This is a genomic window from Paucisalibacillus globulus DSM 18846 (assembly GCF_000482485.1).
GTDB lineage: Bacteria > Bacillota > Bacilli > Bacillales > Amphibacillaceae > Ornithinibacillus > Ornithinibacillus globulus.
On sequence record NZ_AXVK01000020.1, the window covers coordinates 59,094 to 73,422 of the forward strand.

At 35.6% G+C, this 14,329-nt stretch carries 17 protein-coding genes; 1 reads left to right on the top strand and 16 read right to left on the bottom strand.

Going from position 1 to position 14,329, the window contains the following annotated elements; translation table 11 throughout:
* Window positions 1–43: 43 nt before the first annotated feature.
* The 4 genes from bshA to K332_RS0105405 are packed head-to-tail and all read right to left on the bottom strand — an operon-like array spanning window position 44 to window position 2,735.
* Window positions 44–1,165 (bottom strand): N-acetyl-alpha-D-glucosaminyl L-malate synthase BshA, encoded by a 1,122-nt coding sequence (bshA, locus tag K332_RS0105390; RefSeq protein ID WP_026906539.1) that lies wholly within the window; start codon window positions 1,163–1,165, stop codon window positions 44–46.
* Window positions 1,162–1,578, bottom strand: a complete 417-nt coding sequence (gene mgsA / locus K332_RS0105395; RefSeq protein ID WP_026906540.1) for a methylglyoxal synthase — start codon at window positions 1,576–1,578, stop codon at window positions 1,162–1,164. Before mgsA ends, bshA begins: the two co-directional genes overlap by 4 nt.
* 17 nt (window positions 1,579–1,595) lie before the next feature.
* Complete coding sequence (dapB, locus tag K332_RS0105400; protein ID WP_026906541.1) at window positions 1,596–2,384, bottom strand: 4-hydroxy-tetrahydrodipicolinate reductase; 789 nt, start codon at window positions 2,382–2,384, stop codon at window positions 1,596–1,598.
* 3 nt (window positions 2,385–2,387) lie between these two features.
* Window positions 2,388–2,735, bottom strand: coding sequence for a nucleotide pyrophosphohydrolase (locus tag K332_RS0105405; RefSeq protein ID WP_036688166.1), 348 nt, complete (start codon window positions 2,733–2,735; stop codon window positions 2,388–2,390).
* Between the two features lie 212 nt (window positions 2,736–2,947).
* Here K332_RS0105405 and K332_RS0105410 point away from each other — a divergent pair, with 212 nt between their 5' ends.
* Window positions 2,948–3,820, top strand: a complete 873-nt coding sequence (locus K332_RS0105410; protein ID WP_026906543.1) for a YitT family protein — start codon at window positions 2,948–2,950, stop codon at window positions 3,818–3,820.
* A gap of 636 nt (window positions 3,821–4,456) precedes the next feature.
* Here K332_RS0105410 and K332_RS0105415 read toward each other — a convergent pair.
* From K332_RS0105415 to aroC, 12 genes are all read right to left on the bottom strand, one after another.
* Window positions 4,457–5,140 carry a zinc metallopeptidase gene (locus K332_RS0105415; protein WP_026906544.1) on the bottom strand — a complete coding sequence of 228 codons (684 nt, stop codon included), beginning with the start codon at window positions 5,138–5,140 and terminating at the stop codon, window positions 4,457–4,459.
* 68 nt (window positions 5,141–5,208) lie between these two features.
* Complete coding sequence (locus K332_RS0105420) at window positions 5,209–5,484, bottom strand: sporulation protein YpjB (protein ID WP_169727349.1); 276 nt, start codon at window positions 5,482–5,484, stop codon at window positions 5,209–5,211.
* 53 nt (window positions 5,485–5,537) lie between these two features.
* The gene (gene lhaT / locus K332_RS0105425) at window positions 5,538–6,119 is read right to left on the bottom strand and encodes a lipoprotein heptaprenylglyceryl N-acetyltransferase LhaT (RefSeq protein WP_026906546.1); all 582 of its coding nucleotides are present in this window, start codon (window positions 6,117–6,119) and stop codon (window positions 5,538–5,540) included.
* 82 nt (window positions 6,120–6,201) lie between these two features.
* Window positions 6,202–6,987, bottom strand: coding sequence for a menaquinol-cytochrome c reductase cytochrome b/c subunit (locus K332_RS0105430; RefSeq protein WP_026906547.1), 786 nt, complete (start codon window positions 6,985–6,987; stop codon window positions 6,202–6,204).
* A gap of 16 nt (window positions 6,988–7,003) precedes the next feature.
* Complete coding sequence (gene qcrB, locus K332_RS0105435; protein ID WP_026906548.1) at window positions 7,004–7,678, bottom strand: menaquinol-cytochrome c reductase cytochrome b subunit; 675 nt, start codon at window positions 7,676–7,678, stop codon at window positions 7,004–7,006.
* Window positions 7,679–7,684: 6 nt separating this feature from the next.
* On the bottom strand, window positions 7,685–8,200 hold the full coding sequence (locus K332_RS0105440) for a QcrA and Rieske domain-containing protein (RefSeq protein WP_026906549.1): 516 nt from the start codon (window positions 8,198–8,200) through the stop codon (window positions 7,685–7,687).
* Window positions 8,201–8,338: 138 nt separating this feature from the next.
* Window positions 8,339–8,797: a DUF2487 family protein gene (locus K332_RS0105445; protein WP_026906550.1), complete on the bottom strand. Its 459-nt coding sequence runs from the start codon at window positions 8,795–8,797 to the stop codon at window positions 8,339–8,341.
* A gap of 92 nt (window positions 8,798–8,889) precedes the next feature.
* A complete protein-coding gene (locus K332_RS0105450; RefSeq protein WP_026906551.1) occupies window positions 8,890–9,465 on the bottom strand; it encodes a ReoY family proteolytic degradation factor in 576 nt (191 codons plus the stop codon).
* 32 nt (window positions 9,466–9,497) lie between these two features.
* Complete coding sequence (locus K332_RS0105455; protein ID WP_026906552.1) at window positions 9,498–10,745, bottom strand: tetratricopeptide repeat protein; 1,248 nt, start codon at window positions 10,743–10,745, stop codon at window positions 9,498–9,500.
* A 38-nt stretch (window positions 10,746–10,783) separates the two neighbouring features.
* Window positions 10,784–12,079, bottom strand: coding sequence for a 3-phosphoshikimate 1-carboxyvinyltransferase (gene aroA, locus K332_RS0105460; protein WP_026906553.1), 1,296 nt, complete (start codon window positions 12,077–12,079; stop codon window positions 10,784–10,786).
* Window positions 12,080–13,159 (bottom strand): 3-dehydroquinate synthase, encoded by a 1,080-nt coding sequence (gene aroB / locus K332_RS0105465; RefSeq protein WP_026906554.1) that lies wholly within the window; start codon window positions 13,157–13,159, stop codon window positions 12,080–12,082. It abuts the gene before it with no gap.
* Window positions 13,160–14,326 (bottom strand): chorismate synthase, encoded by a 1,167-nt coding sequence (gene aroC / locus K332_RS0105470; protein WP_026906555.1) that lies wholly within the window; start codon window positions 14,324–14,326, stop codon window positions 13,160–13,162.
* Window positions 14,327–14,329 lie beyond the last annotated feature (3 nt).

A 14,329-nucleotide genomic window follows, 5' to 3' on the forward strand; every position in this document is an offset into this window, starting at 1 on the left:
TATTTAGTAGTTAAGAAATAAATAAAAGCAAATACGATTGATTTTAATCGCGTAGCACTTCCATATACAAATCAGTATATTGCTTTAATATAATTGTGGAGTGAAAATTCTGTTTAACATGTTGAACAGCATTAGTCGAAAACTCTTTCATCATGTTATCATTTGACAAGAGTCTTTTTGCAAACCGTGCGGCTCCTTCTATATCGCCTAATTCAACAATAAACCCTGTATCCTCTTGAATAACCTCAGGTATTCCACCAACATTTGTCCCAATACAAGGTACTTCACAGGCCATACCTTCTAAAAGAACTAGGCCGAAGCTTTCTTTTTCTGACATAAGTAAATTTAAATCAGAAATCGATAGAAGATCACTAATATTTTTTTGTTTACCGAGGAATAGAACATCCTCTTGGAGTCCTAGCTTATCAACTAATTGAAATGTATTGGAGTACTCTGGTCCGTCCCCAACCAGTAATAATTTCGATTTTATATCATCCCGTATCAATTTAAATGTATGGACAATATCATCCAGTCTCTTCACTTTACGGAAATTAGAAATATGAATAATGACTTTCTCTTCTTCTTCGATTCCATACTGGGCTTTTATATGGGTTAAATCTTTTTTATAATACTCCTCTTCATTAACAAAATTATATATAACTCGAATATCTTTTTCTACTTCTATCATTGACTTTGTTTGCCTTACCAAATCTTCAGATACAGCAGTTACAGCATCGGATTTTTCAATACCATATTTAATCATCCTTTTAAACGTATTGTCAATTCCAAGCACCGTTATATCTGTTCCATGAAGGGTAGTAACAATTTTCACATCATGTTTCGCCATATCTCGTGCAAGAATTGCGCATACTGCATGAGGCAAGGCATAATGTACATGTAGAATATCTAATTCTTCTCTGTCTATCACTTCAGCCATTTTTGTTGCCAAGGCTAAATCATATGGGGGATACTGGAAAACTGGATAATGACTTACTTCAACCTCGTGATAATAAATATTTGGATACACTCGGTTTAACCGAAATGGCAAACCAGAAGTTATAAAATGAATTTCATATCCTTCTTCAGCTAGTAACATACCCAACTCTGTTGCTATAACGCCTGACCCACCTACAGTTGGATAACATGTGATTCCTATTTTTTTCATTTTCCCTTATCTCTTCTCTCTTTTAAAACTTGTCTCCAATCCATAACTCCTTGTTTTAGTCCATGAATGAAAATCTCAGCTGAACTTAGGTTGGTAGCTAGTGGAATTTGATGAACATCACAAAGCCTAATTAGCGCACTCACGTCAGGCTCATGTGGCTGTGCGGTTAATGGGTCACGGAAAAATATTACCATATCCATCTCATTATTAGCTATCATTGCACCTATTTGCTGATCACCGCCTAAAGGACCTGATTGAAACCTATGAATAGAAAGTCCAGTTTCCTCCATTATCTTTTTACCTGTGGTACCTGTTGCAAACAATTTATGTTTTTGCAATACATGCTTATAAGCAATTGCAAAATTGATGATTGTAGGTTTCTTGTTGTCATGGGCAATTAATGCTACGTTCATAAAGCTACCTCCCATTATTAATCTAAATCAAGAACGTTTTCTAATCCATAAACAAATCCTTCTAATCGCAATACTTGATTAACGGATAATTTGATTCCTTCCATAAAAGACTTTCTGTTCATGGAATCATGTTTTATCGTTAATATTTGACCTTCTCCACCAAAAATAACTTCTTGATGTGCCATTAACCCAGGTAAGCGTAAACTATGAATATGAATACCATCATCTTCTGCACCCCTAGCACCTTTTAAAATTTCTACTTCTTCATGAGCACCTTGCCTTTTACTTTCTCGAACTGTTTTAATTAATTCAGCCGTTTTGATAGCAGTACCGGATGGTGCATCAACCTTCTTATCATGATGTTTTTCGATAATTTCAATATCAGGAAAATATTTTGAAGCAATTTTCGAGAAATGCATCATAAGAATAGCTCCTATTGCAAAGTTCGGTGCAATGATACATCCTGTCTCGTATTCACTAGCAACTTGATTAATCTCTTTAAGTTGGTTAGCTGAAAATCCTGTTGTTCCGACGACACAACGAATCTTTTTTTCTAACGCCATCATAATATGATTATAACTTGCTTCAGGAACACTTAAGTCAATAAGAACATCAGCATCAGAATCATAAAAGGCTTCCTCTGGGTTTTTAAAAACTGGAATACCCTTTTCAGCTAGTGATGGGATTCCATTCTCTACTCGATCAATACAACCAACTAATTCAAAATTGGGCTCTTCTAGGACCATATTGATTGCCTCACTACCCATCCGTCCTCGTGGTCCGGCAATAACAATCTTAACACTCATTGGTTACTCCTCCTGGTGAGTTACTTTTTTTGTCCATCTATCCTTGTCCCTTGTTTCGAATTTCATCATCGATTTATTAAAGGAGTCAGAAAGATCTATTTGTAAAGAATTAGCTATGCAAGTGATAACAAAGACAATGTCACCTAATTCGTCTTCAATTGTATTCGCATCCTCAGTAGCCTTTTTTGGTTTCTCACCATGGACGTGATTTACTTCACGGGCAAGCTCCCCTACTTCTTCTGTTAACCTGGCCATTAAGGCAAGCGGAGAAAAGTAACCTTCCTTATACTGACTTATATAGTTATCTACACGTTCTTGAATTTCCTTGGTTGTTAATGCTTTCGTATTAATGATTCATCCGACTCCTTTACCTAGTTTATTCTTTAATGTTAGCGAATAGCGGTTTATTTGACAAATTATTTAGTTGAAAGCTTCGATTCGTGACTTTCTTCTATTGAAGTACTTCAAATTGTCTAGGTAAAACATTGTTCTCTATTAGCAAATTGATTATAATTAGAAAGGCATGTTTAACCTGGTGTTCAATACATAATTGGAGGTACAGCATGATTTTTGGATTAAAAGTTAAAAATATCATATTTATTTTACTTGGAGCTGCAATATTTTCATTTGGAATCGTTCATTTTAATATGCAACATAACTTAGGAGAAGGTGGATTCACAGGAATCACGTTAATTTTGTTCTTTGCATTTAAATGGGATCCTGCTATCACTAATATTATTTTAAACATTCCAATTCTCCTTATTGGATGGAAATTTCTAGGTAGGAATACATTCATCTACACAATTATTGGGACATTATCTGTGTCTTTATTCCTGAGCCTATTCCAAATAAATCCTTTCGAGATACATTTGGAACAGGATATGTTTCTTGTATCATTATTTGCCGGTGTATTTATTGGAGTCGGGCTTGGTATTGTATTCCGTTATGGTGGTACAACAGGTGGTGTAGATATTATTGCAAGAATTGTACATAAGTACGTAGGATGGAGTATGGGTAAAACAATGTTTATGTTTGACTTTCTTGTTATTGCTACATCCATTTTCACTATTCTTGAACTTTCGCAAGGTATGTACACACTAGTTGCTGTATACGTTGGTGCAAGAGTAATTGATTTCATTCAAGAAGGGGCCTATACCGCTAGAGGTGCAACTATAATTTCTTCCAGAAGTGATGAAATCGCACAGGAAATTCTTAAGAAAATGGACCGAGGAGTAACTGTTTTAGATGGTAGAGGTAGTTTTACTGGTGAAAAGCGAGATGTACTATACTGTGTTGTTGGTAAAAATGAAATTGTAAAACTTAAAAACATCATCAACTCTATAGATCCACACGCATTTGTAGCCGTAGGAGCTGTTCATGATGTTTTAGGAGAAGGATTTACCTTAGATGAAAATAAAAATCCGATAGGTGATTAAAACTTGTATTACACACTTTTATTAAAAACTAGGAAGTACTAAAACTTAAATGTACCATTCAAATGGTGAACTACAAGATAAATTGAGTTTTGTTTCGTGTAATTACATTTTAATAAGTAGTTTGTTATAAACTGTGCGGTAACTATTGTTATACTTCGACTATGAACTTAAGGAAGGTAACTGCTGCTATACTACCGCTCCGGCAGAATACTCCGCTTTCCACGGGCACGGCCTCAGCCTCCTCGCGGAAAGTTCACCGCTGCGGGGTCTTCGGACACGCGCTATTCCCGTAGGAGTCTCCGTATTCTGCCTGCGCTAGTTAGAGTTTTCAATTTACGGATTGTTTGTAACATATTTTTTCAGTAATTAAGTACAAAAATTCTATTTCACTACCAGCGTAGGAAATACATGGAGACTCCTGCGGGAGGCTCACCAGCCGCCCGCGGAAAGCGGAGTGTATTTCCGGAGCGGGGTTAGACGCCCAACTTAAATTCCTAAGTAAAGTTACCGCGCAGTTTCTATCTAGCTTGCAATAACACCACCAAAGAAAAAAAATCCGAACCTATTCGAATTCTCTTAGTAGAATTTCGAATTTTGGTTCGGATTTATCTTTTGGCTTAGTTGCTTTAACTCTGATTAATCTTGATTACTAGCAACAATCATTAGAATAAATCGAATTAGTTCCGCGACAGCAACTAAAGCAGCTGCTACATAAGTCATTGCTGCAGCATTTAACACTTTTTTCGTGTCACGCTCTTCATTGTTACGAATAACACCAGTTGAAACTAGCTGTGCCATCGCACGATTTGAAGCATCGAACTCGACAGGTAAGGTCACTAATTGGAATAATACAGCACCTGCAAAGAAAATAACCCCAATAGTTGCTAATCCTGTCATATTTAATAATAATCCAGCAAGAATTAGAAAGAAAGAAATATTAGAACCAAAGTTAGCTACTGGAACTAATGCACTTCTAAATCTCAAAAATGCATAGGATTCTGCATCTTGGATAGCATGTCCAACTTCATGGGCTGCAACTGCAGATGATGCCATGGAATGACCATGATAAATACCAGTAGAAAGTCTGACAACTTTCTTTCTTGGATCATAATGATCTGTTAGCATCCCTTTTGTTTCTTGAATTTCAACATTATAAAGTCCATTATCATCTAATATTTTCCGAGCAACTTGTGCTCCTGTCATCATAGATGATGTTGATACTTTTGAATATTTTTTATACGTGCTTTTTACTCTTGATTGTGCCCAAAGCGGGATAATCATAAGTAAAGCTATATAAATTATATATGAACCTAAACCCATTCTCTGTATTCCTCCATGTGATGAAATTTAATGTGTCCTTATAGTCAATTTTAGTCAAATTATCCTACTCAGTCAATTGTTATGTCGTTATCCTTCGATTGATTATTGTTCTTCTCACCTATATATTTTCTCCAACTTACATAAGTTAATGTACTAGCAATTATCCCACCGACAATTACTAATAACCAATAAAAGGGAAACACTTCATCGTCTCCCTTTTCTTGTCCCTTTATCTTAGCACTTACGACCTCGCCTATGATTGCTTCTATAACGAAAAATAATATAATCCCTATAATTAACAAATAGATAATTTTAAGAAATGGTACTTTTTTTATAGAGATCACCTCACCAATCATAATCTCTATAAATGTATGAATGGTTTTTTAATTATATTCCGTTATAAGCTCGGCTTATTTTTAGGGCTTATCGTTATTTTATAAGCAATAAATATAGATACTATACTAAGCCAAAAAGTAAAATAACCTATCTCGTTCATATAGTCGGTTAGCGAAGAATAAATCGGCATCATTCCAAACACATAATCAATAACATCATTATGTAATGTCCATACAGCCGCAATAATAATATGTATCATTTTTATTTTATAGAATGGAGCATAGAGAAGTCCCTGAATTGCCATAGCTGCATGAGAAACAATTAACATATATGCCCCGGGTGGTAAACTACCATTGACAGCTAATGTTAATAAATTCATGACCACAGCCCATACCCCATATTTAAATAAGGTAATAATAGCAAGCGCCTCTATTAACGGAAAATGTTTCTTAAACATGAAAAATAATAAAAAGATTGTAAAAAACAAACTTGCAGTAGGACTATCCGGTACAAAAATCAGAAAAATATCAGGAGTTTTTTCTAATTGCCAGCCATACCAATCATAGCCATAAATAGTACCTAAGAGGTTGATGACAAATAATAGTACTAGGAAGCGTTTATCCATTAAAATTGCTTTCAACATATATTTAATTTTTGTCCTCCTCCTTCCCTGAAGAAAAAGCACCTTTACCAATAAGGCAAAGGTGCTTTTTATGGCTTTTAGATTATTCTGCAGCCGCTTCGTTTACAGTTAAAATAAAGTCAACGAGTTGTTCTAATTCTTCATCACTACCTGTGAAAATACCAGCAGGCATTCCACCTTCAGTACCTTCTCTAGCAATGACACCGATTTCTTCTGCTGTATGTTCAGTACCTATAAGTGACGGTCCAGCAGCTCCGCCAGCTAATGCATCACCATGACAAGACAGACAGCTTGCTTCATATAATCCGTATCCTTCATGGGATGTATCTATTTCCACTGAATTTGGTGGAGTAGGTTGATCCATTGCAGCACGTTCTTCCCAATTAACGTGAGACGCAGATGTGTAAGTTAACCAAACTGTAGAAGCTAAAGCTAACAACATCATAATTACAGCAATCGGACGTTGATGTGGGCGACGACCTGGACCATTATCTAAGAATGGTGCAAGAAGTAATGCTCCAAATGCAATCCCTGGAATACCTATCATACCTAAAAGTATATAATCTCCACTTGCAAATTTATATTTTAATAATTCATACAAAAACAAGAAATACCAGTCTGGTAAAGGTATAAACGATGAATTCGTCGGATCAGCTAATCCCCCTAATGGAGAAGGATGAGCCAATGTTAAACACATAAATCCTACTAAAAAAACAGAACCAGCCAACCACTCTTTTAATAAAAAGTTGGGCCAAAAAGCTTCTGTTCTACCAGGATATTCAGAATAATCTTTCGGTATCCTAGATAGTGTACGATCTGCGGAAATACGGGAATCTCCAACAAATTTCATTCCTTTTCCCTTTTTCATAGCTTTCCCCTCCTTTTTATAGTGGTCCCGAAATACCCTGTCTACGGATTAAGATGAAGTGAACAGCTAATAGAGCAAATAATGCTGCTGGTAAAAAGAAGACATGAATTGCAAAGAAACGAGTTAACGTTTGTGCCCCTACAATTTCGTCATCACCAGCAAGTAAAACCTTCAGTTCATCACCAATAATAGGTACTTGCTCAGCCATTTGAAGTCCAACTTGAGTAGCAAAGTATGCTTTGTTATCCCAAGGTAGTAGATAACCAGTGAAACCTAAACCAAGCATGATAAAGAAGATTAATACTCCTACCATCCAGTTTAATTCACGTGGCTTCTTATATGCTCCTTGGAAGAACACTCTTAAAGTATGTAATAAAAGCATGACGATAACTACACTAGCACCCCAGTGGTGCATTCCCCGAACAATTTGTCCATGGGCAACTTCAGATTGCAAGTAGTAAACAGATCTCCAAGCGTTTTCAATATCTGGAACATAGTACATCGTTAAGAACATACCAGATAAAATTTGAATAACTACCACGAAAAATGTTAACCCACCAAAACAATAAACAAAAGCAGAAAAATGATGCGCAGGGTTTACATGCTCTGGTACTTCATGGTCAGCAATATCGCGCCAAATAGGCGTAATATCAACACGCTCATCAATCCAGTCATAAATTTTCTGTAGCATAAATCGTTACGCCCCCTTTCTTGATATTGCTTTTCCTAGATAAAGAATTCCATTTTCCACTTTTTGCTCATATGTAGCAAGTGGCGCCAATGGTGGTGTTCCAGGAACGTTTACACCATCCTTGGTATAGCGTCCATCATGACATGGGCAGAAAAACTCGTTCGGATGACTCTCATTACCTTCCCAAGATACAACACATCCTAAATGTGTACATACTGGGGAAAGAGCAATAATGTCACCTTTATCATCCTTATAGACCCATGCAGACCTACCAGGTTTGGACTCATACCAACCATCTACTTGTTCAATTTGCCAATCGACACGTTGAGGTGTTGTAGTGATATCTTCAACGGCTAGACCAACATTTACAAAGTCTCCATCACTTGATGTTGACTTTAAAACAGGGTCGACTGCCATTCTGAGCATCGGCGCAAGCATACCAGCTGCCATAAAACCACCAACACCAGTTAGTGTATAATTAAGAAATTGACGACGGGATACTTGTTGCTTCTCTTCGCTCATGATTTTCCCCCCTCTTCACAATAATCACGGACAATAATTTTAATCAGATTACTAGGACATTACCATGATAGCGCAAACTTACTGCTCGGTCAATAAATATCCATTTTTGTTCTGAAAGATTTCACTTTTTAATTAATATCACCAGTAACTACGTATAAGTTCTACAACATCTGATACTTGACCTCTTATCATTTGCCTCATTTCATCCGAATTAGGGTCATCTGCCTGGAATCCTGGGACCCACAAAAGATTAGCCTGTAAGTCTTTTTCAAACCGTTTCCATCCTGAATCAAATGTTAAGATAAATACATGTTCAAATGGCTGCTTTTGTATTTCTTCGTTCCAACTATTTAATCGCTTCGCTTCTTCCAATTTATCTCCGTATTCCAAATAATAATAATTTGGAATCAATAGTACTCTTCCAGATAATTCTTTTTCAATTTCTGTCGCAAAGATCGATAAAACTTCTCTTTTAGAAGTACTTTTACTCAGATTTGATTCTTGGGATAATTGAAAGGGTAGAATTGGAATGATAGCGGTGTCAATAAATTCTTTTGACCCGACATATACACCCATATCCCTTTTAGTCCATTGCATTATGTAGTCACCTCTTAATAGTATTTACCAAGATTAGCAAATTAATAATAATTACCATGTAAATGTTACGCATGAACACAAAAAAAATCAACCTATTGCTCTTGCAAGGTAGGTTGACTTAACATTTTTGCCTCGAGGATTCGAAGCTCTTTTACTAATTTATTAAATTCCTCTCGGTTCTCTTCATCTAAAGACCGATCAATTTTAACTAATAATTGCTTTTTTTGAAATTCATATAGTGAACGTTCCAAAAGAATAGATGCATTTTCTTTATCTTGTTGGGTAATCATATACTCATCGGGAACAAAGGGGTTTTCCTCTAAAACTGCAGCATACATATGATTTTGGTTTGCATTATTAAAATTTAGTTGAATATACAGAGATTCATGTTGATTTAAACGAATATCATGAAATGCTTTTTCTGCATCTGTTGTCACCAAGTGGTTTTTATAAAACCGAAAAGGAACTTCTTTTGAACACTGAGTTGTAATAATTACGCTTCTCAAACAAAATTTCGCATCATGTACAAAATGAACATTTTCTAATATTTCGTGATGATTTATTAAATAGTTTAAGATCCATACACTTTCTCTTTTTTTCAACTGGTAATTATTTAGAAACCACTGTAAAAAAATCTTTTTATCTTTAACTGATACAGGTGCTTGCATAGAGTTAACTACCTCCTCCCTACTGCCAAAATTCACATTTGTTTCAAGCGATTAACATATTCTATTATTTCATCATCTTGAGGATCATCTTGTAAATATGCAGTAAATACTTTAATTGCTTCGCCAGTCCTCCCTTCTTCCATTAAGAAGTATCCGTATTCTTTTAAGAAGTCATTATCATGTTGTAAGCTATTATATGCTTCCCTGTAATGATTTAATGCATCATTATATGATTCAATTTCATTATATGCTCGTGCTAATTCCCAATCATATAATGGATCATCCCCGCCAATTTCTTTCACTACAGTAATTAATTCAATGATATCATCCTGTCTATCTTTTTCTTTCAATATTTCAATTAAAAATAAAACTGCTTCTTTATAATCCGCATCTAAATTAACAGCTTCACGTATATAGTTTTCGGTTTGTTCCTCATGACCTAATTGATGCGCTAAACTTCCGGCAAGAAAGTACAACTCTTTATTAAATTCATCCATCTTGATTCCTTTTAATGCCGTTTCATATGCCTCTTGAATTCTTTCTTCTGCTTCATACACTTTAGCTAGTTGAATGTAAGCCGTATGATAATATGGATCTTCTTCAATTAATTCATTCCATATATTAATAGCGATATCATTCCTGTCCGCTTCATAAGCAGTAAAACCGTATTTAAATAATGTGTCTGGATTTTTACTAGTCGTTTTTTCGTAAAAGTTAAGTGCAAGCTCAAATTCTCCAACATTTAAATACGATTCTGCTAATCTTTCATGAATTGGAATTTCTGGTACGTCCATTCTCACAGACTTCTCGTAAAATGTTATTGCTCGTTTGAAATCACCTGAAGAATAATAAAGTTCTCCAAGAGCTAAATCTATAATTGGTTCCGACGGATTTAATTCTTTTGCATATTGAAGTTTTTGTTCTGCAACTTCATATAGCCCTTGTGCCTGATAAAGATCAGCGAGTGAGACTAGCGCTTGTAAATATGCTTCATCATTCTTAGGAATAGAATTTAGTAAGTCAATCGCATCTTCATCCCTCTGTTGTTCAATATAAATATCAGTTAATAATATTTTAAGTTCACTTTCATCAGGATAATTAGCTAATAATTGGCTTAAAATAGTTTCTGCTTCTAGTAGAAACCCCCAATTCATATAAAACGAAGCATATCCAAATAGTTCATTATCTGTTGCATGTTCTATATGACGATTAATAAGGTCTATTGCTTGATCAACTTGGTCATCTTCCATGAATCTATTAGCTTCTTCTAAAATAGACATATTCAAAATCCTTTCCGTTTAACATTCGACGTTGCTCATTATATATCCTTTTGAATGATGCTATTTAGATCATCCATAAAATTAGGATAAGAAATAGAAATCGATGCTAGCTCATCAATGTTTACATTATCCTTTGTAATGAGGGAAGCTATTACTGCCATCATTGCAATACGGTGATCATGATACGACATGACCGTTCCTCCAATTAATGGTGTTTTCCCTTCAATCACCATACCATCGTCTGTTGCTTCGATGCGTGCACCTAATTTAGATAATACTTCAACAATAGCATTAATCCTATCTGTTTCCTTAACCCTTAATTCTTCTGCATTCCGAATTATAGTTTTCCCTTCGGCCTGTGTAGCAAGTAATGCAATAATTGGAATTTCATCGATAAGTCTTGGAATTATCTCCCCTTCTATTGTAATGCCTTTTAAGGGACTGTGTGTAACTTGAATATCACCAATTAATTCTCCTGCATTTTTAGTTTCTCTGAGAATGGAAACATTTGCCCCCATTCTTTCCAATACTTCTAAAAAACCTGCCCTAGTACTATTTAAACCAACATTATTAATAACTAGCCTGCTACCTGGAATTATTGCTGCAGCTGTTAACAAGAATGCCGCTGAAGAAATATCCCCAGGTACATAAATATTTGTAGCTTTAAGTTCATCGCTATTCTCAACTTCAATTTCATTATCAGTTATTTTAATAGTAGCACCGAATGCTTGAAGCATATTTTCGGTGTGGTTTCTAGTAGGATAATTTTCAATTACCTTCGTTTTACCCTTTGCCCCTATCCCAGCTAATAATATGGCTGATTTTACTTGTGCGCTATTAACAGGCATATTATAGGTTATCCCATGTAAATTTCCTCCATTAAGAGCTAATGGAAGATAACTAGTTTTCTTTCTACCTATAAAATCCCCACCCATTTCTTGCAAAGGAATAATTACTCGATCCATGGGACGTTTAGTTAGTGACTGGTCTCCATAAACAAATGAAGAAAATGGTAAACTCGCAAGTAATCCTAACATTAATCTAGCTGTTGTACCTGAATTTCCAAAATAGATAGGCTCTATAGGCTCCTTTAGGTTGTCTTTTCCTTTTCCTTCAATTTTGATTGTTGAACCACATTTCTCTATGTTAACACTCATTTTCCGAAACGTGTCGACTGTGCGCATACAATCTTCACCTTCTAAAAAATTTTCAATTATTGTAGTTCCATTAGCAATAGAACCAAGTATAACCGCACGATGCGAAATAGATTTATCGCCAGGTACTTCTACTACGCCAGAAATTCGTATAGATGGTTGTAATGGTAGAGTTTCCACCTATTTCACCTCTTTCATCTCTTCACATATAAAGGCAGTAAGATAGTCTTTTAATTTCAAATCATCAATTGAAAGAACAACCGGTTCCATTAGGTTTTGTAGGAGAACCATTTGAATTTGTTTATTTGTAGTTTTTTTATCACGTTTCATTAAATCGAACAAGTCGTTAATCATTTCAGCTGGTACAGTTAATGGATAACCATTTTTCATAAGCCATATTTTAATACGATGAATTGGGAGATTAGTGTTCAGTTCTCTTTCACTAACAAATAGTGCAAATAATATACCTATTGCTACTGCTTCTCCGTGAGTTAGAACTCCATATCCAAACCTTACTTCTAAGGCATGCCCCAATGTATGTCCCAGATTTAAAAACATACGTCTTCCACTTTCTTTTTCATCCTGTTCAACGATTTCCGCTTTTATCTTAATTCCACTCTCCAGGAAAAATGCCAAATCCACATCCTGAAATTTTGGTAAGGATGTATGAAGTAACCTATCCAATAAATCTATATCAGCCAGCATTGCTTCTTTTATAAGTTCTGCATAGCCTGAACGTATTTCTCTTTCCGGTAAGGTTTTAAGAGTATCCATATCATAAAGCACAAGTGTAGGTGGATAGAAGCTACCAATTAAATTTTTACCACTTTCATGATTAATTGCTACCTTACCACCAACACTACTGTCGTGTGCAAGTATGGTAGTTGGAACCTGAATATAATCAATTCCACGCATAAATGTTGCTGCAACAAATCCTGCTAAGTCACCAATTACTCCCCCACCCAAAGCGATGATAAGTGATTTTCGATCAAGTCCATAATTAATTGCTTTTGTAAGAAGATTATAATAAGAAGTAATGCCTTTTGTCGCTTCTCCAGCATGAACAACTTCCACAAAAACTGGTAGTCCATGGAAACCATTAATGATATCATCTACATATAAATTTGCAACATTTGTATCTGTAATAACAAGGATAGAAGAATAACTTTTCGTTAAAAAATCCCCAACACGATGCCGTATCTCTTTCCCTATAATAATATCATAGGATTGAATCGTTGAATCGACATGAATAGTTTTCATTTAGAAACCCCTTATTTCTTCACGATATTGGTAGATAGCTTCTTTTAGTACAGAGAAACGATCATGCGGAAATTGTTCAAGTAGTGCTCTTGCTAGTTCAAACGCAACAACATGTTCCATGACAACTGCTGCAGCAGGAACAGCACATGCGTCCGACCGCTCTACACTAGCTTGAAAAGTTTCCTTTGTTTCTATATCTACACTTTTTAACGGCTTCATTAAAGTTGGGATAGGCTTCATTACTCCTTTTACAATGATAGGCATTCCAGTGGTCATTCCACCTTCAAAACCACCTAAACGATTGGAATTACGAAAATATCCAATTTCTTCGTTCCAGCTTATTTCATCATGGACCTCACTACCATTTCGTCTAGCGGCCTCAAATCCGATACCGAACTCTACTCCTTTATATGCATTTATGCTGACAACAGCTCCAGCAATTCGGCTGTCTAATTTTCGGTCATAGTGAACATAAGATCCAATTCCCGCAGGCATACCTTCAACATAAACCTCCGTTACACCACCAAGAGAATCACCATTTTTTTTCGCAAAATCAATTCTATCCATCATTAGCTTTTCTGCTTTTTTATCCAATGTTCGAACAGGAGAATCTTCTGAAATTTCTTGTCTATCCTTTATAGTTAATGTTGTGTTTTCTTCTGCGTGAATACCACCAATTTCTTTTACATATCCACAAATCTCGATACCTAAATGGAGGAGCATTGTTTTAGCAACTGCACCTGCTGCAACTCTAGCTGCCGTTTCACGAGCAGATGAACGTTCTAGAACATTACGCATATCGCGGTGTCCATATTTTAAGGCACCATTTAAATCAGCATGTCCGGGTCTCGGTCTAGTAACAACCCTTCTTAAAGAAGCAGTGTCATCTATAGGATCTTCTCCCATTATATCGGTCCAATGCTTAAAATCGTCATTATGTATAACTAAAGAAATAGGTGACCCTAACGTATAGCCATGTCGAACACCACTTGTTATTTCAACTAAGTCTTTCTCGATTTGCATTCGTTTACCCCGACCATAGCCCTTTTGTCTCCTGAGTAGTGATTCATTTATATTTTCTTTTATTAAAGGCATTTGCGCAGGAATTCCTTCTATTATCGTTGTTAATTGTTTTCCATGTGATTCACCTGCTGTTAAATAGCGCATGAT